This window comes from Pseudoalteromonas piscicida, assembly GCF_002208135.1.
GTDB classification, from domain to species: domain Bacteria; phylum Pseudomonadota; class Gammaproteobacteria; order Enterobacterales; family Alteromonadaceae; genus Pseudoalteromonas; species Pseudoalteromonas piscicida_A.
In genome coordinates this window covers 562,980-581,691 of record NZ_CP021647.1, presented here as the reverse complement: position 1 = coordinate 581,691, position 18,712 = coordinate 562,980, and the positions used below count along the sequence as shown (strand labels likewise).

22 protein-coding genes and 1 pseudogene are annotated in these 18,712 nt (G+C 43.0%); 12 read left to right on the top strand and 11 right to left on the bottom strand.

The window, feature by feature from the left end; genetic code table 11:
* Nucleotides 1–317 precede the first annotated feature (317 nt).
* Both B1L02_RS21050 and B1L02_RS21045 read left to right on the top strand, forming a co-directional pair.
* Nucleotides 318–1,019, top strand: coding sequence for a hypothetical protein (locus tag B1L02_RS21050; RefSeq protein WP_088532718.1), 702 nt, complete (start codon nucleotides 318–320; stop codon nucleotides 1,017–1,019).
* 15 nt (nucleotides 1,020–1,034) lie between these two features.
* On the top strand, nucleotides 1,035–1,775 hold the full coding sequence (locus B1L02_RS21045) for a reprolysin-like metallopeptidase (RefSeq protein WP_088532717.1): 741 nt from the start codon (nucleotides 1,035–1,037) through the stop codon (nucleotides 1,773–1,775).
* Nucleotides 1,776–1,848: 73 nt separating this feature from the next.
* On the opposite strand, the gene B1L02_RS21040 is transcribed toward B1L02_RS21045, so the two are convergent.
* The gene (locus tag B1L02_RS21040) at nucleotides 1,849–2,469 is read right to left on the bottom strand and encodes an arylesterase (protein WP_088532716.1); all 621 of its coding nucleotides are present in this window, start codon (nucleotides 2,467–2,469) and stop codon (nucleotides 1,849–1,851) included.
* Here B1L02_RS21040 and B1L02_RS21035 point away from each other — a divergent pair.
* The 3 genes from B1L02_RS21035 to B1L02_RS21020 all read left to right on the top strand — a co-directional run bounded on the left by B1L02_RS21035 (nucleotide 2,468) and on the right by B1L02_RS21020 (nucleotide 6,450).
* Nucleotides 2,468–3,181 (top strand): ABC transporter ATP-binding protein, encoded by a 714-nt coding sequence (locus tag B1L02_RS21035; RefSeq protein ID WP_010376092.1) that lies wholly within the window; start codon nucleotides 2,468–2,470, stop codon nucleotides 3,179–3,181. The two genes, B1L02_RS21040 and B1L02_RS21035, sit on opposite strands and share 2 nt — an antisense overlap.
* Complete coding sequence (locus B1L02_RS21030; RefSeq protein WP_088532715.1) at nucleotides 3,171–5,672, top strand: ABC transporter permease; 2,502 nt, start codon at nucleotides 3,171–3,173, stop codon at nucleotides 5,670–5,672. The genes B1L02_RS21035 and B1L02_RS21030 overlap by 11 nt, the downstream gene beginning before the upstream one ends.
* Nucleotides 5,673–5,832: 160 nt before the next feature.
* Nucleotides 5,833–6,450, top strand: a complete 618-nt coding sequence (locus tag B1L02_RS21020) for an HAD family hydrolase (protein ID WP_088532713.1) — start codon at nucleotides 5,833–5,835, stop codon at nucleotides 6,448–6,450.
* Between the two features lie 19 nt (nucleotides 6,451–6,469).
* On the opposite strand, the gene B1L02_RS21015 is transcribed toward B1L02_RS21020, so the two are convergent.
* Nucleotides 6,470–6,850 (bottom strand): DUF3224 domain-containing protein, encoded by a 381-nt coding sequence (locus B1L02_RS21015; RefSeq protein ID WP_088532712.1) that lies wholly within the window; start codon nucleotides 6,848–6,850, stop codon nucleotides 6,470–6,472.
* Between the two features lie 144 nt (nucleotides 6,851–6,994).
* Between B1L02_RS21015 and B1L02_RS21010 the strand changes: the two genes are divergently transcribed.
* Nucleotides 6,995–7,789 (top strand): helix-turn-helix domain-containing protein, encoded by a 795-nt coding sequence (locus B1L02_RS21010; protein ID WP_223192178.1) that lies wholly within the window; start codon nucleotides 6,995–6,997, stop codon nucleotides 7,787–7,789.
* Nucleotides 7,790–7,848: 59 nt separating this feature from the next.
* On the opposite strand, the gene B1L02_RS21005 is transcribed toward B1L02_RS21010, so the two are convergent.
* A complete protein-coding gene (locus tag B1L02_RS21005) occupies nucleotides 7,849–8,406 on the bottom strand; it encodes a TetR/AcrR family transcriptional regulator (RefSeq protein ID WP_088532710.1) in 558 nt (185 codons plus the stop codon).
* 86 nt (nucleotides 8,407–8,492) lie between these two features.
* Between B1L02_RS21005 and B1L02_RS21000 the strand changes: the two genes are divergently transcribed.
* Nucleotides 8,493–9,026 (top strand): dihydrofolate reductase family protein, encoded by a 534-nt coding sequence (locus B1L02_RS21000; RefSeq protein ID WP_088532709.1) that lies wholly within the window; start codon nucleotides 8,493–8,495, stop codon nucleotides 9,024–9,026.
* Nucleotides 9,027–9,426: 400 nt separating this feature from the next.
* On the top strand, nucleotides 9,427–9,936 hold the full coding sequence (locus B1L02_RS20995; RefSeq protein WP_088532708.1) for a hypothetical protein: 510 nt from the start codon (nucleotides 9,427–9,429) through the stop codon (nucleotides 9,934–9,936).
* Nucleotides 9,937–9,974: 38 nt separating this feature from the next.
* Here B1L02_RS20995 and B1L02_RS20990 read toward each other — a convergent pair whose 3' ends face one another.
* Both B1L02_RS20990 and B1L02_RS24770 read right to left on the bottom strand, forming a co-directional pair.
* Nucleotides 9,975–10,211 (bottom strand): helix-hairpin-helix domain-containing protein, encoded by a 237-nt coding sequence (locus B1L02_RS20990; RefSeq protein WP_088532707.1) that lies wholly within the window; start codon nucleotides 10,209–10,211, stop codon nucleotides 9,975–9,977.
* Nucleotides 10,212–10,249: 38 nt separating this feature from the next.
* Nucleotides 10,250–10,469 (bottom strand): annotated as a pseudogene (locus tag B1L02_RS24770) (nuclear transport factor 2 family protein); the annotation flags it as partial.
* A 129-nt stretch (nucleotides 10,470–10,598) separates the two neighbouring features.
* Here B1L02_RS24770 and B1L02_RS20980 point away from each other — a divergent pair.
* On the top strand, nucleotides 10,599–11,090 hold the full coding sequence (locus B1L02_RS20980) for a GNAT family N-acetyltransferase (protein WP_088532706.1): 492 nt from the start codon (nucleotides 10,599–10,601) through the stop codon (nucleotides 11,088–11,090).
* Between the two features lie 115 nt (nucleotides 11,091–11,205).
* Here B1L02_RS20980 and B1L02_RS20975 read toward each other — a convergent pair whose 3' ends face one another.
* The 4 genes from B1L02_RS20975 to B1L02_RS20960 form a co-directional block, all read right to left on the bottom strand.
* Nucleotides 11,206–14,367 (bottom strand): EAL domain-containing protein, encoded by a 3,162-nt coding sequence (locus B1L02_RS20975; protein WP_088532705.1) that lies wholly within the window; start codon nucleotides 14,365–14,367, stop codon nucleotides 11,206–11,208.
* Nucleotides 14,364–15,314 (bottom strand): cytochrome-c peroxidase, encoded by a 951-nt coding sequence (locus B1L02_RS20970; protein WP_088532704.1) that lies wholly within the window; start codon nucleotides 15,312–15,314, stop codon nucleotides 14,364–14,366. Before B1L02_RS20970 ends, B1L02_RS20975 begins: the two co-directional genes overlap by 4 nt.
* 101 nt (nucleotides 15,315–15,415) lie before the next feature.
* Nucleotides 15,416–15,988, bottom strand: a complete 573-nt coding sequence (locus B1L02_RS20965; protein ID WP_088532703.1) for an NAD(P)H-dependent oxidoreductase — start codon at nucleotides 15,986–15,988, stop codon at nucleotides 15,416–15,418.
* A gap of 79 nt (nucleotides 15,989–16,067) precedes the next feature.
* A complete protein-coding gene (locus B1L02_RS20960; RefSeq protein ID WP_088532702.1) occupies nucleotides 16,068–16,427 on the bottom strand; it encodes a MerR family transcriptional regulator in 360 nt (119 codons plus the stop codon).
* 117 nt (nucleotides 16,428–16,544) lie between these two features.
* On the opposite strand from B1L02_RS20960, the gene B1L02_RS20955 reads away from it, so the two are divergent.
* From B1L02_RS20955 to B1L02_RS20945, 3 genes are all read left to right on the top strand, one after another.
* Nucleotides 16,545–17,180 carry a glutathione S-transferase family protein gene (locus B1L02_RS20955; RefSeq protein WP_088532701.1) on the top strand — a complete coding sequence of 212 codons (636 nt, stop codon included), beginning with the start codon at nucleotides 16,545–16,547 and terminating at the stop codon, nucleotides 17,178–17,180.
* 24 nt (nucleotides 17,181–17,204) lie between these two features.
* The gene (locus tag B1L02_RS20950) at nucleotides 17,205–17,573 is read left to right on the top strand and encodes a nuclear transport factor 2 family protein (RefSeq protein ID WP_088532700.1); all 369 of its coding nucleotides are present in this window, start codon (nucleotides 17,205–17,207) and stop codon (nucleotides 17,571–17,573) included.
* Nucleotides 17,574–17,713: 140 nt separating this feature from the next.
* A complete protein-coding gene (locus B1L02_RS20945) occupies nucleotides 17,714–18,088 on the top strand; it encodes a PH domain-containing protein (RefSeq protein WP_088532699.1) in 375 nt (124 codons plus the stop codon).
* A 95-nt stretch (nucleotides 18,089–18,183) separates the two neighbouring features.
* On the opposite strand, the gene B1L02_RS20940 is transcribed toward B1L02_RS20945, so the two are convergent.
* Both B1L02_RS20940 and B1L02_RS25030 read right to left on the bottom strand, forming a co-directional pair.
* Nucleotides 18,184–18,543, bottom strand: coding sequence for a nuclear transport factor 2 family protein (locus tag B1L02_RS20940; protein ID WP_088532698.1), 360 nt, complete (start codon nucleotides 18,541–18,543; stop codon nucleotides 18,184–18,186).
* Nucleotides 18,544–18,589: 46 nt separating this feature from the next.
* Nucleotides 18,590–18,712 carry a hypothetical protein gene (locus B1L02_RS25030; protein WP_017216907.1) on the bottom strand — a complete coding sequence of 41 codons (123 nt, stop codon included), beginning with the start codon at nucleotides 18,710–18,712 and terminating at the stop codon, nucleotides 18,590–18,592.

Here is an 18,712-nt window from a genome sequence, read left to right as displayed (position 1 = left end):
AAGCAGAAAACTTTGAATATAGAAATCAAGTAGATAGAAGCTAAAGGATAAATAATACTACCAGTTGAAAAAATAAAGCCAATCTAAACAATTACTTTCAAAAACATACTTTGGTTACATAAGTTTGACAGTTCCACGACGTAACACACTTAACCACACTGTATTGTAAAGATTTGTTAATGAGATTTATACATATATATCATGAAGATAATTAATTTTAATGAACCAATATGAAAACAACTGGTAAATTAAAAGTTGATCACAAACCCTCAACATGAATAGTATTTCACCACTTATTAACGTCTTCGTGGTGAATTATGCGATTGCTCATTGTTGCATTACTTGTTGGTTTTATTGGAATTGCTTTTTGGAAAATGATGCCAGAAGCTCAGCCGTCACGTGCAAATGTAATTCAAGTTTCAAACAACTCAGAAGATGAGCCTAAGGCGATCCCACAGCTTGAAGCTCTTGAACTAGGCCCTGAGCAAGCTATCACCGCAGCACCATCAATACAAAAAAGTAGCGATTTTTATGCGGTGAATAAGGTATCCAATCAAGCAAAAGCCGTGCTATCAGCCGCAAAAGTTTTACCACAAGACTTAAACAATGAAGCTTATATTGAGTTTGACTTGCCTACACTCAGAAAATTAGAAGGTGGCGATAACTTTGAATTGCTAATTCCGCAAACACAAGAGTCATTTGTAGCAGAAGTGACAGGCATTTCTTTGGCTGAAAACGGCGATAAAAGCGTATTCGGTAAAGTAACTGGTGCCGATGGTCGTTTTCATACCACCGTTTTAACCGTAGGCAAAGACGCCGTATATGGCCAGCTCACCGCGCCAAGTGGCAACTATGTATTTGAATCAAAAGACCAATATGGTTGGATTGCAGCAAAACGAGACCTTTACCGCTCCCATAAAGAAGAAGAGCTGCATCCGCATGATAGCCATGACGAAACAGAGCATAACTCAGTTTCAGTGAAGGAAGATATTTTTCAACCCAAAAGTAACGTTAACTAAAAGAAAGGAAAAACAATGAAAACAACAGTAAAGGCAGCATCGCTGGCAACAGCACTCGCTCTATCTGCAAGCGCATCGGCAGTCACCGTTGATATCGGTATTCTTTATACCGATCAATCTGCGGCTGCTACGTCAAACATTAATACTAAAATCAATCAGCTGATTGCATTTACAAACCAAGTGTATAGCCAAAATGGTATCGACCTTCAGCTACGTCTTGCTGGTACCGAAAACCTAGGCAATCATAATATAACTCCAACTAGTGCATGGCTAAACAACATCACTAACAGCAATTATGTCGCTAACCTGCGTAACACTTGGCGTGCAGATATGGTTGCTGTACTTGGTACAGGTGAGCGCAATGGTAACTACATCACATGTGGTCTAGCTTGGGTAGGTCAAGGTAGCAATGGCAACCTATATTCAAGCATGAGCAACCGTATGTTCAGCATTACAGGTATCGATTGTGGTGCAACAACATTTGTTCATGAACTTGGTCACAACCAAGGTCTTGCGCATTCACGTAAGCAGGGTGATACCAGCGGTGGTGTATACGTTGATGGCATGGGCCATGGTGTACAAGACAACTTCGCCAGTATCATGGCTTATCCACATGTATTTGGTAATGCAACACAGTACGACTACTTCGCTAACCCGAACTGGTCTCTTGGTGGCGTGCCTTACGGTGTAGTTGGTCAATCGTATGCTTGGAAAACAGTAGATGCGACTAAAACAAGCATCGCAAACTTCAAGTAATCGCTATAAGTTAGAGTTTCAAACTAAAACACACCCAAACCCGCGCTCTTAGCGGGTTTTTTACTTTGTATGCTTATTTTGCCAGCCATTGATTGATTGCTTGATACATAAAGTCGCGAATTAGAGGTTGCGCTTCTTTATTTGGGTGTAGGTTATCGTTTTGCATTAATTCCGGTTTGTCCGCCACTTCTAGCATAAAGTAGGGCATTAGGTAGCTATTGGTTTGCTCTGTCACTTGTTGGTAGCTCTCGGTAAACATACTGGTATAACGCGGACCTAAGTTAGGAGGTATTTGGATTTCCATTACGGCAACGTTGGCGCCTGCTTGTTGGCTAGATTGCACCAGCTGTGTGAGATTTGCCTTTAACCTTTTAACAGGGAAGCCACGCAAGCCATCATTACCGCCTAATTCGATTAATACATGAGTAGGCGAAATCGTTTTTAGTTGCTGATTTATTTTTGCCACAGCATTACCTGTGGTTTGACCGCTAACGCTAACATTGATAATTTCGATCGGATTTTGTTCTCCTTCGTATTTATTTTGTAACAATTTAACCCAACCATCATCTTGTTTCAGGCCATAAGCGGCGCTTAAGCTATCACCAACTATCATGAGTTTTTGCTTGGCATTTGCGCTTAACGGCGTCATTACAATAACAAGTATGAACAACAACTTTAGGAAATAGTACTTCATGTCAGTGCTTTCTCAGTTAAATATGATCCAAGTAAAAGGCCTTACTAAACAGGTCTCTACCGTCGAAGGTAATCTCACTATCCTTAGTGATATCGATTTCACTGTCAAGTCAGGAGAGTCCGTGGCTATCGTTGGCGCTTCTGGCTCAGGTAAGTCAACCTTACTTAGTTTGCTCGCTGGCTTAGATATCGCATCCAAAGGAGAAGTTCATTTAGACGGCGAATCATTGCAAAAAATGGATGAAGAAGCTCGAGCTCAGCTACGAGCGGAAAAAGTCGGCTTCGTATTTCAGTCATTTATGCTAGTGCAAAGCTTAACGGCGCTTGAAAATGTAATGCTTCCTGCTGAATTAGCTGGGGACAAAGGTGCAAAAAATCAAGCGACAGAGCTATTAGAAAAGGTTGGCTTGTCTCATCGCCTAACGCACTATCCCTCACAACTTTCGGGTGGCGAACAGCAACGAGTGGCCATCGCCAGAGCCTTTGTTGGCAAACCCAAAATCCTATTCGCCGACGAACCATCGGCAAACTTAGACAGTAAAAACGGCCATCTTATCGAGCGGTTGCTGTTTGATCTCAACAAAGAAAATGGCACGACTTTAGTGCTCGTCACCCATGATGAACAACTCGCGCAACAGTGTGACCGCATTATTCATATTGAAGCTGGTAAACTAGAAGTAATAAAACAAGGAGCGGCAGTAAATGTGGTTTAAGTTAGCACTTACTTTATTCTCTAGGGAATTTAGGCGAGGCGAGCTCACCATCATCCTAGCTGCAATTGCGCTTGCAGTATTGACTGTGTTTAGCTTGTCTTCCATTACCGAACGGATCCGTTTGAATTTAGAACAAAAATCCGCAGACTTTATCGCGGCTGACAGGCGGCTTTCGAGCAACCATGATTTCGACGACAGAGTACTAACCACAGCACGAGAGTTTGGCTTAAATACTGCCAAGCAAGTGTATTTTGACTCTATGCTATTTGCCAACGATGAGTTAATACTTGGCTCGCTAAAAGCCGTGACAGAGACATATCCACTAAGAGGTAAGCTTACCCTAAGAGATAGCCTTAATGGCGAGAATTACCAAGTTCAAGCCGCCCCAAAAAAGGGCAATGTATGGCTAAGTGAAGGCCTTTTTTACTCGCTAGGCCTTAACATTGGCGACGAGGTAGAAATAGGGGCTGGGCAGTTTACCGTGAGTAAGGTACTCATTAGCGAGCCAGATGCTCCTTTCTTCTCGCTGGCGGGGAATAAACGCGTCCTCATTAATTATGATGATATTCCGGTAACTAAAGCCATTCAGCCCGGTAGTCGGGTGTTTTACCGGCTATTATTTTCGGGTTCAGAACAACAGCTGGGAGAGTACTACACTTGGCTTAAGCCTCAACTCAAAAGCAACCAATCTTGGCAAGGGGTGAAGGATAGGCAATCACCTTTGGGTGAAAACTTAGCCCGCTCAGAGCGCTTTTTGCTCCTTGCAGGACTGTTCGGGATCATGCTTGCTGCCGTGGCGATGGCGGTATCTGCAAAACGCTACTGTGAGCGTCAATATGATCCCGTCGCCATGATGAAAACACTCGGTGGTAGTCGTAAAACCATCCGCCGCATTTACCTTTTACACCTTTCTTTAGTGACCTTTTTTTCCGTTGTGGTTGGTCTTGCTGTTGGCTATGGGCTGCAAAGTGTTGGAGCCTCTTACCTAATTAATTTTATGGATACAGCCCTACCTGAGGCAGGGTTTAGGCCTTGGCTGCTGAGCATCGCTGTGGGTGTAGTGTGCGCCATGATGTTTTCACTGAAACCACTATTAGATTTGTTTGATATCCCGCCGCTGCGCGTCCTAAGACGTAACCTTGGAGACACCATCGCGATTAGTCGAATTCATATGGCGCTCTCTGTATTAACTATTTTCGGGTTGATGTGGCTATTTAGTCGCGACATTAAGATCACCGCAATTCTATTTGGCGCAACCTTGCTACTCATGGCCGTGCTATACGTGATCTCACGACTATTATTTTCAGCAGGTAGGAAACTTGGTTTGAGCCCGGGCTCAAGTTGGTCTCTTGCCATTGCCACACTGCAAAAACGCGCAAATGCAAACGCGGTACAGCTTATTAGCTTTGCCCTTGCTATCAAATTGATGCTGTTTTTGGTGGTGCTGAAAAACGACATGATCTCGGATTGGCAGATGCAGGTGCCTGAAGACGCGCCCAATGCGTTCTTTATTAATATCGCGGAACAAGAAATTCAGCCAATGCAGAGCAAACTCGATGAGAGTGGCATCAAACATGCGCATTTTTATCCCGTATTTTTGGGCCGTGTAAATGCTTTAAATGGTGAAGAGTTTGCGCGCCGAGTCTCACTGCAAGAAGGTGAAGAAAAAGACAAAGATGCACGTGAAGGGGTAGGGCGAGAGCTCAACCTTACCTGGCTAGATGAATTACCTGCAGGCAATGAAGTAGTTGACGGCAAGTGGTTTGATGATTCTGATGTGCTTCAAGTTTCCGTTGCTAAAGGGCTTGCCGAGCGGGTAGGGATAAAAGTGGGGGACACGCTTAGCTTCCTAATCAATAGTCAAACAATTGAAGCCGAAGTGACAAGTTTACGTAGTGTCAATTGGGGCTCATTGAAACCCAACTTTGTGATGATATTTAACGATAAAATCGCCGGCCAATTCCCTGTGACTTACTTTACTGCCGCCAAGCTTGAAACAACTGACACTAAGGTGATTAGTCAATTCTTAAAAGCCTATCCGACGATTAGCATGATCGACATTCAGAGCCAGCTCAAACAGGCACAGTCAATGATTTCTCAGGTATCACTAGCGATTAGCTTTGTACTGAGTATCGTGCTTATCAGCGGCTCTTTGGTGTTAATTTCTCAGGTTCAAGCGAGCCTTGCTGAACGCATGCAAGAAATCGTTATCTTGCGCACGCTCGGTGCTAAAGGTCGTTTGATAAAACTCGCCACGCTTTATGAATTTTTATTACTTGGCGGATTGGCAGGGCTGGTAGCCGCCGTGGTCAGTGACATTGCACTTTTCGTGATCCAAGTCCAAACGTTCGATGTAGATGGCCGCTTGCACCCCTATATTTGGTTATTAGGGCCTGCAACAGGCGCAACGTTCGTCGCTGTGATTGGTTACTTTATGGTGGCGAATACCATGAAACAAAACACACAAGGACTACTACGCAAACTAGCCTAATACACTCGAAAAGCCTAAAAAGTGGCTCACCGTTACCATCAGTGAGCCACTCATCTCGCAAAAGCAAAACTCCATCGTCTTGATCTTTACAAACTTCAATTACGTACCTACCTTTAAGTAGGGCTACGCAGTACATATGCGAAACCAAAGGATATTAAAAATGGATAGGATACCGGTTAAAGGCATCATTTTTGACCTAGATGGCACGCTAGTGACATCTGAACTCGATTTCTCACTTATTCGGGCACAAATTGGCTGCCCGGTAGGTCAAGACTTACTCAGTTTTATCAGTGCATTGCCTTCACCTTACATGCGTGAAGAGGCTATGAACATTGTCCACCAACATGAATTATGTGACGCACAGCACTGTGAGGTCATTCCAGGGGTGAGGGAATCCATTGCGCAGCTTTCGAGAATGGGTGTCCCGCTTGCCGTCGTGACTCGAAACTTTGCAAAAGCGGCGCGATTAAAGCTTAAAACGGCGGGATTGCCAATCCCATTGATTTTAACGAGGGACGACGCACCAGCCAAACCAGACCCTGCAGCGCTGCTGCAAGTTGCACAAACGTGGCAAGTGCCACCTTATCAATGTGTTTATGTTGGCGATTACCTCTACGATATCGAAGCGGCACATAACGCCAACATGCCGTCATGCTTGTTTGCCCCCAATGACAAACCTCACTACGCAGAGCAAGCTGATGTCGTCATTAGTCACTTTGCAGAGTTAGTTGACGCGCTGTATACGCTAGACACGAGAAGACAACGTTACTTAGCCTAGCGTAACCACGATAAAACTATCAATTATGTGTTATTTGGTAGTTTGCCTTTTTTCCCTCAGTAGACTCAAATGACCCTTTGTCACCCACTGCAATAGCGTCAACATCGCTCTGTACCACCGTAAAGTTGCTATGTGCTTTGCCGTGCTTAAAACGGCCGTCGTGCATCAATACAACCTTACCTTGTTGCCCAGAAAAGCACCCGGTGACAGCCTCAAAGCCATTAAATTCAACATCACCTTCTTCGGTATAGTGAAGCTGATAATAAACTTCGCTATTGCCCTCAATTTCACCGATATAACTGAGGCTCACCACAGCTTTGGAGAGTTTAGCACCATCATCAAATTGTTTTTCTGTGGTTTCTTGCCAATTGATAATTTCGTACACACCTGTTAGTTGCATCGCATTTCCCTTAATTTTATAGTGGAAGAGTTTGACCTTGCTCTGCAGTTTTATGCAGCTTCTTTTAAATCTAGCACGCAATTTAAAATTGGTATTGTAAAAACGCGACAACAAACAATGAGCTCTATTCATAACAAGGCAGCGATGAAATCTAACCTTAGCCCAATCAACGGTGTACTTCACCAACAACAAAGCGCTCCAAACTACCAGCTTAGACGGTATTTCCCATGTACAGAGTTAAAAGGTCTTGTCGAGCAGTTTTGGTTTGTCGACTGGTGTTTGCCGGATAATAAAACCCATACACAACGAAACTTACCAGATCCCAACTTTCATTTACTGCTAGATGAAAATGAAATACGAATTATTGGCCCTATAAGTAAAGTATACGATTACACAATGCAGGGGAAAGGGCAGATCTTGGGGGTTAAATTTAGGGTAGGTGCCCTAGTAGAGCAATTTGATATCACCCCTTTGGCATGTGTCGATAAAACTTTTTCTTTGGAGCATCTTTGCGATGTACCGTCGAGTCCCCTTATTGCTTCATTAACGATAGCAAATGATGACGCAGAGCGGGTAAAAGTGCTATCACAGTTTTTAATGCCGTATACACTCCCCTCAAGCACAGGTGCAGCTATGGCTGCTGATATTCTCAACACTTTGCAAGATCACAGCGATATTTCTACGGTCGAGCAACTAGCCGAACAATGCGACATGCCAATACGAAAAATACAAAGGCTCTGCCAGCACTACATTGGTTTTAGTCCCAAATGGCTAATTCGAAAGTATCGCCTGCACCAAGCGCTTGCACTGCTTGAATCTGATGCGACTACAATGGCAGACATTGTGGCTCAGTTGGACTATACCGATCAGTCCCACCTCATAAGAGACTTTAAAGAAATAATCGGTACCACTCCAAACCGTTATCTCAAGCGTCTCTAACAGGTACTTCGCCTATAGGTGTTGTAATGCCCCTTTACAACACCACAACACAATGACACTTAAGCCTCAATCGCTTTACAAATTAGTGCAATTGCACCGCTTGTCATCGAGACATTTAACGCTTCTCTATCTGGGTTACACTCCATAGCAAGTGCAACACCATGTAGATAATCTACCAGTAAGCTAATCGCATTTTGTTGTGCCAGCCCTTGTAATTCAAGCGTTTGAGTCACTTCTTCAAATCGAGTTTGAAATACCTGAGCTGGACCCACTGAGTCCATTGATAGCAGCACAGTTAACAATCCTGGATAGTCGTCGAGTAGCTGTAAATAACTTGCACTGAGCTTTTGTAGTTCTGTTTGCCACTTTTCATCGCAGCTAGGTTCATATATTTCATCGACTAAAGAGCAGGTCAAAGCTTCGAGCAAAGCCTGTTTGTTTTTAAAGTAGTGATAAATTGCCATCGCATCGACATTTAGGCTGCTCGCCAACGCTCGAATACTAGGTACTTTTCTACTTTCCTTCATCTGCAATTTTGCTGCTTGTATGATCCGCTCCTGACTTAGTGCTTCACCTTCCGCTAACGGTCGGCCACGCTTCTTATCCTTGACACTCATTGTTTACTCTCGCTAAGATAAAATAAATTCTACACCGTAGAATTTATTTTATCTTGAAATGGTTTAGGGTTCAATCGGAGTATAAAATGGCAAACATCGTCTATATTGGGGCAAGCCTAGACGGCTTTATCGCGGATAAAAATAACCGCTTAGACTGGCTACACGAATTACCTAACCCTGAAAGTTCAGACTTGGGGTTCGCCGATTTTATGGCCCGCGTAGATGCCATCATCATGGGACGTAATACCTTTGAGACAATCCAAGGATTTGATTGCGAATGGCCATACCATAAACCTGTTTTTGTATTAAGTAATACGCTTAAAGACGTACCAAAAACCTTTGCAGACAAGGTATCGCTTGTGCGGGGTGAACTGACAGATATCGTCAAACAAATAGCTCAGCAAGGATTTAAAAACCTTTACATTGATGGCGGACAAACCATACAAAGCTTTCTACAACAAGATCTCATTGATGAGCTAATTATCACGACCATTCCAACTGTTTTAGGTGGTGGAATACCTTTATTCGGAAATTTAAACGAACCGCTTAAATTTAAACATGTGAACGCAGTAAGATACTTAGATTGCGTGGTAAAAAATTACTATGTACGCCAAAGATAATCCTAAGGAGCCGCTTAATATTAGCGCCTCCAGTATACACCTAAGCGCACTGGTTATTACCTGACGCAGCTCACAGTGGTACACGGGCGAATTGTTGGAGCTATCAACCGAACATACTCCTAACCAGCTGGTCGTCGAAATGGGTATAGTGCAACGGATATACAACGAAACAGCAAACTTATTTTGACTAGAAGTATACCGTCAGATTAAAGCCATACTGGCTATGTATAGGCTGGCATTTTTTGTACACCAGTGGTTAAATGAACCTGTTTTGGATAAATTTCCCTTTAGCAAATGCCAGTAACAAAAGTTCACATTTACATAGTAGAGTGGCATTAATACTGAGAACAAACTTAGGAGCACGTAGTTTTAGTATTTAAGACTGCAGTTAGGATACATTATGTTTGATAAAAATACGCTTATTGAAGCCTATGAAAACGTTTTAATTACGCTCATTAAAAAGCGTATCAACGAACTAAAATTTTATGTAAATCAAAGTACTTATTCTCATATGTCGTTATCTGTTGAGTTTTGGCATTACGATGTAAATTGGAATATCTATAGCCTGCCCGACAGCCGTTTCGAACAGCATAAAAATGTTGCTTCAGACGAGTTTATCATCTTGTCTGACTTTGAAGATGATTGTCCAGAAGTCAGTAAACTGAGAGACATTTTCGAGAGCTGGGAAGATATAGAACTCGTTGAAGATGAGGACGAGAATATGGATCTGTTATTCAAGCTATCTCATGAAGCGCTCGCCGAGGCACTATGCGGAAACGAAGTAAAAGCACTATTCCTAAACATCTTTGCAGAAAATAAAGCGCTGAAAAGTAAGCCCTTTAACGAGCTTATTAAAGTAGAAGACCCTGATGGACGTTTTGACCTCAACTTTGTAGAAACTGTTGCTTAGTAAACCGTTAATAAAGCCCCGTAAAGGGGCTTTACACGCTAGTTCATCTCACGCGCCTTTGTGATTGCAGCTTGAATGGCAGCTTTGGCCTGTAGGCTGTTTTTCCAGCAGGTTGTTCGCAACATAGAAGCGACCCGCTCAGCAATTTCTTCAACTTCATAAGTTGCAAGCTCGCTCAAACTGCAAATACCGATTTCTTCAAAACGCTTTATCACCGTAGGACCGACTCCTTTGAGGGCAAGTAAGGTGTTTTTTTCACTTTCAGAGAAAACCATAATTCAGCTATCCTTTTCTTTTATCAAAACGGTCAACATTAACGCGATAATATTGAAATTCTATCACTATCTTGGCTTGAGAAGTCCCGGTCAACATAAATATGCATTCTTGTGATCAAATTATCTGAGAATTCGAACACACTACAAAAACGGCCAGATGAAATTTGATTATCAGGCCAGTACGTACCATCACATCACACCGCCTTCTTCCCCTTCAACAACGACGCTCTTTCCAGACATAATGAAATTAAAATACGCAAAATAAAGGCCGATGACGACAACCAACCCCAGCTTGCTTTTCTCTGCACAAAGCACGCATTGCATACCTCGAAAGGGAATGGTAACTTATTGATGAATATACGTTTAAATTTATTGAAAGGGAGTCCAATGTTCAAGCTAAGACCGTTCCAAGCCAATGATGTTGACAACATGGTCGTGATTTTGAACGATCCTGATGTCGTCCGGTATTTATCAACAAAAATTCCGCAACCTTACACCAAGCAAGATGCCATTTGGTGGGTAAATGAAGGCAGTAAACACGGCTATGTTCGGGCGATTTGCGATGGTCAGCAGCTTATCGGCTGTATAGGTGTTAACCCTGGCGAGTTTGAATATGAACGCTCTGGTGAAATAGGCTATTGGCTCGCAAAAAGCCATTGGCGCAAAGGAATTACTCATAAAGCCATTTTACACATTACGTCAGAGGTATTTAACGAGACCAATATTGAACGGATCTTTGCCGCAGTGTTTGACGACAATCATGCATCAATGAAGTTACTAGAGAAGTCAGGTTTTGAGCAAGAAGCGGTGTTAAAACGCGCCATATTCAAAAATGAACGTTTCTACAACAATCACATTTTTGCCTTATTAAAGCCTTAGGTATACAGCTGCTTAGCTCAATAGTCAGTCGGCGACCCTAGTTGCTAAGTAGATCCATATTCATTTGCTGGCTTCATTATTAATCTAGACCAAAGTTAGCGCTATCTCTAGCGACTCAATCCAACCAGAGCTTAGAAGATGCTCGCTCTGATGCAATGGCAAATTGCTCAACCCAATCGATTAATCCCTCAATCGCCATTGGTTTGGCATAAAAGTATCCTTGCACATACTGACAGCCCAAGCCTTTTAAGCAATCTAGTTGTCCTTGCTGTTCTACGCCTTCTGCTACCACTTTGAGCGATAAACTCTCCGCCATCGACAAAATCGCGTTGACCAAAACAGCCGCATCTTGGTTTTGATCTATATCTTGAATAAAGCCTCGGTCTATCTTTAATATATTGATGGGGAAGCGTTTAAGGTAGCTAAGCGAAGAGTAGCCAGTGCCAAAGTCGTCGATTGCTAGGTTTACTCCCGTTGCCCGTAAGCTTTGCAGCCAAGCGGTTACGGCTTTATCATCTTCAAGTAAGATGCTTTCTGTGATTTCAAGCGTTAGATTTTCTGGATGAAAGCCTGATTGCTGCATGATTTGTTTAATGGTAGTGGCGTTAAATCCAAGTCGATACTGCTGACTCGAGACATTTACCGTCAAATAACAGTTCATACCAAGCGCTTTATTTAACCTGCGAATATCATTACATGCCTTGGCAAGTAACCACTCACCAAGAGGAGCAATAAGGCCGCTTTCTTCAGCGACCGGAATAAATTCAGCAGGTGAGATATACTGGCCGAAATCAGTTGGCCAGCGCATGAGCGCCTCGACGCCATATAATTTACCCGACACCGTATCGACAATAGGTTGGTAATGTACGGTTAAGCGCTGATGTTCAAGCGCAGCTCGCAGCAGCTGCTCCAGCTCAACTCGACGATTCACCTGTTGCTGCATTTCTTGCGCAAAGAAATGATATTGATTGCGTCCCGACTCTTTTGCTTTATACATAGCTAAGTCGGCAAGTCGTAATAACTCTTTTTGATCTTTTGCGTCACTTGGTAAAATCGCGATCCCGATACTCGCCCCCGTAAATACCTCAAAGCCGTTTATCACAAATGGTTCGCTCAGTGCTTTGACAATTTTATCGGCCACTTGAGCAGCATGATCCGGATGAGCAATTTGACTCAATAATAATACAAATTCATCTCCCCCAAAGCGGCTCAAGGTATCGCTTTTACGCAACAGGCCGTTTAAGCGCTTAGCAACGGAGATAAGTAACGCATCTCCAGCTTCGTGACCCATAGTGTCATTGACACGCTTAAATCTGTCTAAATCGATAAATAATACCGCGCTTTGATGATGCGTACGGCTCATGCGTCTAATATCTTGCTCAATACGCTCAAGTAATAACGTTCTATTGGGCAGTCCGGTCAACACATCGTAATAGGCTTGATATTCAATCTGCTCTTCTTGCGCTTTGCGCTCAGTCATATCCGACAAAATGGCAACGTATTGCTGTACTAGCCCTTTATCATCATGCACGACACTTATCGCTAACCATTCTGGATATAAGGTACCATCTTTGCGCTTGTTCCAGATCTCACTTGCCCATTGCCCATATGAGTTAAGTGTGCTCCACATCTGCTCATAAAAATGTTTGTCATGCTTACCCGAACTTAAAATATTAGGTCGTTGACCAAGCACTTCATGTTCTTCGTATCCAGTAATTTTGGTGAAAGCAGGATTGACCGCGGTGATCTCAAGTTTTGCGTTGGTGGTCATGATCCCTTCTTGCGTTGCATTAAATACCGCCGCCGCGGTTTTAAGCTGCGCACTTGCGCTTTTTTGTGCGGTGATGTCTTCTTTGATCGCAATAAAGTTAATGATTTCCCCTTGCTGGTTTTTAATCGGGGAAATAGACGCGTACTCCCAATAGTAATCTCCAGACTTACGGCGATTGTAAAACTCACCACGCCAGACTTTGCCTTGTTTAATGGTTTGCCACAGCGCTTTGTAGTCGGTAAACCCTTGTTTGGAGCCTAGTACTTTGGGTGTTTGTCCTTTCACATTCTCAAGTGAATACCCAGTAACTTGTTCAAACTTAGGGTTGACGTATTCAATGCGAGCACGAGGATCGGTTATCACAATGGAGGAGGGGCTTTGCTCAATGGCATGGCCCCACTTGCGAAGCTCTTCTTCCGCTTGTTTAAAAAGGGAGACATTAACACTCACAAACACTTGACCATTGTTGTGCGTGTTCGTTTGTTTTACCTGTAACCAAGCGCCAGATTCGGTTTGATGCAAATTGGCATCGGAGTTAAAAATATCTCCAAACTGCTGCTGCCACTCTTCTAGCTTGCGTGGCATTTTTTCGCTATCAGCAATTGCGAAATGATTACGCCACGCACTGTTACAGAGCAGCAAATTGCCGCTGCGACTAAAAAGAGCAAAGCCTTCGGTTAAACGCGCAACGGCATCGGACAAAGTTTGGCTAGTGCTCAGAATTTTATTTTTGGCCACGTAAAGCCGGTTTGCAAACACAATCAAGAGCAAAAATAGCACAATGGTCAGCAGTAAGAGTAATTCACTTTGATGCTTGGTTTTTTCTATGGTTTCACTGTGGTGCTGGCTATATGCCGCGTAAAGTGCTGAAAAAGCTTGGTCACTAGGCAAAGACAAAAAGCGTTGTTTTGCCTTTTTTAACTCTGCACTGTTAGCAAGGGCAACATTAAAATGCTGATAGATAAGCTGCTCTAAGTTACTTTTTGAGCCAGCCGTGAGTAAAGGCTCTGCGACAAATTCGTAAAGCTGACCCAACATTAAATTAGCAAGCATTCTATTGGCGTGCGTTGCCAATTCAGGATCGCTCTGTTCTAGCTCGATTAGCAACTCGGGGAGATAAAGCAGGCTATTTTTAATATTTGCCGCCGCAGTTTTAATGGATTCGACTTGCAATACTTTATTGCTAAGTAGCTGACGATAGGCATCAAATTGCTGTCGAATGTCGGGCGTGGCTTCTGCAAATAACGCGTCTCGCTGTGGTGTATTCAAAGCGTCAATTGCATGTGCTAATTGCGCTAACTGATCATATTGATTGAGCTGTGCGCTAAGCATTTGTAACACAGCGGCATCCAGTTTGGCATCAATACTTTTGGCTTCAAAGAGCAGGGTAACTCGTGCTTGGTGTGTTTGACTGCTGAGCTCTTGCTGCGAGTAAAAATACGCAAAAAGCGCAATTGGCGCGCATAGCAGTAACGCTTGCACACCAATGAAGGCCTTATTCTTCATTCGTGGTTTTCCAAATCCATTTCGTGGTGATGTCCTGCTAGGCTGTCAATAAAGGCAACTAGCTTGTTTATATCGGAGTCTGAGATATTGCGGCCAAGTTGGTATTTGGCCATGGTCGCAACTGCGGATTCTAGGCTGCTATGACTAGCATCGTGAAAAAAGTACGCTTGTTTGCTAGCAAGTCGCAAGCTCGGTACTTTGAACACAAAGCGGTCTTGTTCGTTACCAGTAACATTAAAACGACCATAATCCGCTTTTTGAATTGGTGTATTTCTATCGCCAAAATAATCACCAAAAGTGCCCATTTTGGCGAACATATTGCCACCAACATTACGTCCTTGATGACAACTAATGCAGCCATACCGTTTAAATAACTCATAACCAGCAATAGCGGGCTTAGGCAGTTTTGTGCTGTTATCCTTAAGCCATAAATCGAACGGTGCATTAACTGTGATTAACGACTGTTCAAAAGTCGCTATTGCGTCTTTTACCGTGTGCTTGGTTACTCCCTGCGAATACAGTTTAGTAAATTGCGCGACCAGCTTTTTATCTTGGTTTAACTTAGCGATGACTTCTGGCCAAGTCATATCATGCTCTTTTGGATTTAGGATTGGCGAGTCAACCTGCTCATAAAGCGATTGTGCACGGCCATCCCACGCTTGACGAATATTTAAAGCCGCGTTGTAAACGGTAGGGGTTTTTAGCTCACCAAGTGCCTCATTAACGCCATTGGAAAGGGGCTTTACATCTGCACCATGGCTGGGTAATTGATGGCATGACGCACAGCTGACTTGGTTTCCTCGGGAAAGCCGCTTATCAAAAAAAAGTGTTCTGCCCAAGCTGACTTTATCGGCATCAAGTCCTATTGCAGGCTCAAGTGGCAGAATTGGCTCATTTGCAGCTCCCAATAATGGAAACGCAAAAAGTAATAAATTCCAAATTCGCATACACTCCGCCCAAGTTGCCATCTTGGTGTAAAAGATAGCAACATTCGGCATTGCAAATTTTGATTTAAAATAAGCTTAGCAATAGAAGTTGTGTGTTTTATTCACTCACCCAGCACGCCTATACTTGTCACTTCACTCAGCCAGTTATCAATTACTTCAGGAGTTGCTAAGTGAGCAGGGCCAAATAACGTATGTTGAGTTGGCTCTATGCCACAAAATCCCAATGTCCCATGTTCTAGCTGAGCCATAAGCCCAGCAGCAACTTCTTCCAAATAAGTTTGCGGTGTGTCTGAGGTGAGAATGACTCTTGCGGTTTTATGCGGTAGAAGCTTTTCAATTTCTGTTCCTGCTTCACTGTATTTAAAAGCAAAGCCTGGAAGTAATGTTCTATCTATTAGCCCTTTGAGCTTGGCTGGTAACGCCAACCACCAAATTGGGCTTACTATCACAATGTGCTGCGCCCACAGTAAGTTCTCTTGAAATTGCTTGAGGCATGACTCTAATGGTTGGCTCGCTTCATAGCCATACATCAAATTGATTTCAAAGTGCATCTCATGGAGATCCATTCTGCGTATTTGATGTTGGGTGCTTGCAGCTTGCTCATAACTTGTGGTGATAGCGTGGCACAAGCTTTTGGCTTTGGGATTACCGTTTAGTAGCAGTATTTTTTTCATCGTCGTTTCCTTTTCAAGTAACTAAGAAACGAGTGTACTGTCTCCCCTTAACGGGAGAGTCAAGTTACTCCGTCTGAGACTAGGATAGTTTTATCTGTGGACACTCATCAAGCGATGCAATGCAGTGTTCAATTCGGTGTATTTTTTGCTGAAGCAACACAACTTGCTCCATGAAGGACGCTTTAAGCTCGACTAAAAATGTATTGATTTCCACCCAGTTGACTTGTCGCCCTTTAATTTCAATCACCTGCTGTAATTGTTTAATCGACACACCAAGCAATTTTGCTTCTTTTATTAATAACAGCAGATCGACATCCACTTGCGAATAGACGCGATACCTACCAACACGCTCAGGGGTAGGAATAAGCCCTTTCTCTTCATAAAAGCGAATGGCCTTGACTGACAGCCCAGTTTGCTTTGACAGTTTGCCAATATACATTTTTGATTCTCCCAGCTAGAGGCAAAATAACGGTTTACAGCCGCTGTAAAAGTTGTAACTATCAGGCTGTAAATCTGCCACACGCTAACAAAAAATATCGTCAAGGAATAGCAAAAGATGTATCAGTTATTTTACTACCCCCGTAATGCCAGCTGGGCACCACATCTCGTACTTGAGCACCTACAACTAGAAAAAGAACTGCTCTTAGTCGATAGAAAAAAACAACAACAAAAGTCTGCGACCTATTTAGAACTTAATCCAACAGGACGCATCCCGACATTGGTTGACGGCGACCAGATCATCTTCGAAAGTGCGGCAATTTGTTTGCATTTATGCGAAAAGCACCCTGAAGGACAGCTTATCCCAGCACCAGCAACCTCACAGAGAGCCACGTTTTATCAGTGGCTTTTTTATTTAACCACGACAGTTCAGCCAGAACTCATGCTGTATTTCTACCCTGAAAAATATCAGCTGTCACCAGAGAGCAGCAAGACCATGTCTCAAGCCGCTGAGCAACGAGTCGGCGACATGTTTGCACTCATCGACAAGCAGTTAGCAACACACACCTACTTAGTTGGTGATCAGCTCACGCTTTGTGATTATTATTTATTTATGCTGGCTCATTGGGCAAGTGGGTTTAATACTGCGCCAAAAGACTATGCGCATTTGGGAAGGTTTATGCGAATAATGGCACAGCAAAAAGTGGTAAAAAGAGTGTGCGAAATTGAACAAACCGACCTAAGTTTTTATTAGCATCCATTACACCAAGGAGGAAAAATGGAAACCTTAGTGAAAAACTATATCTCTGCCTACAATCACTTTGATATTCCGGGAATGCTAGCTCAGCTCACCGATGATGTCGTGTTTGAGAATCTCGCCAATGGTGAAATTACGACGCGTACAACCAGTAAAATGGAGTTTGCAGCATTAGCGAATCAGTCCGCTAAGTTATTTTCCGAACGCAATCAATCGTTAACCGCCGCCACGCAAGACAATGATCTGTTTATTATTCATGTGGTCTACAAAGCTAAATTAGCCCAAGATTTAGCCAATGGCATGAAAGCAGGGCAAAGCATCTCCTTGCAAGGCCGCTCAGAGTTTGCATTTCGCGATGGTAAAATTTGTTTGATCAGAGATATAAGCTAACTCCTTACTCGAGTTATTAATTTGGCAAAATCAGCGTGCTTTTCTATGCTGGTTTTGTCACTTTCATCATTAATTCATTTAGACCTAAGCACTATCTTGCGATCGGTCTAAGACGAATTGAAATAAAACGGAGAATAACAATGGGACTATTAAGTGGTCTACTCGGTAATGCAAGTGAAGTAGATAATAGCGAAGTAGATAAGTTATTAGCAGATACGCTAATTGCTGGAGAAGAGGTTGCACAAGCTTACAAGGTGATCCGCGACTTATTTATTTTTACCAACAAGCGCCTCATTTTAATCGACAAGCAGGGCATGACGGGCAGCAAAGTAGAAATGCTCAGCATCCCGTACAACAAAATCACAAAATACAGCAAAGAATCTGCGGGTCACTTCGACCTCGACGCGGAATTAAAAATCTGGATTGGCTCAGATCCAACGCCAATTAGTAAAGAATTTAAAGCGGGCGACAATATCAACCAAGTGTATAAAATCATTTCACAATATTGTTTGTAACCGCACGCAGTTAACTATGAATAGGCACGCTGGACGCGTGCTTCTACCTCGCACTTCTTCGTCCACTCTTTTATCAATAGAGTGCAGGCTTGGCGCTATAACAAATTTGCAGAGTGACCTATCAACCGCCATCTATCATCGCTACATAAATACCAAATAGACTGCCTTAGTGCGTCATATGACCTCTCACCCAAGGTATTTTCCAGTGCGGAGACGTACTCAATCACAACCTTATTGGGACTCTGCTCAACTAACTTATAATCCTCGCTAATTATTTTATGCTCGCTGAGATCTTCACTCTTTAAGCCTTCAATAATGTCATCTTTCGTCATACCATCACAAAATAGTCCACTTTCTGAAAACTCATCATGGATGTAGTCCGAGATCAGATTAATATTTTTTCGTAGCTCTGGCGAATGTAACGCTCGCTCTAAGGCTTCAATTTTATCCAGCATACTCTTTCCAAAAAGCCGGCATAAACCGGCTTTGCTTCTGGGCTAATTACTTGCGAGGCCAAACACCTGCTAGGCATACATCTACAAACTTTTTAGGTTTCGTCAGCTCAATCTCAACTTGTGAATGAGCAGCTTCATTACGCTTAGCACGATTTTTTAAATATGACAT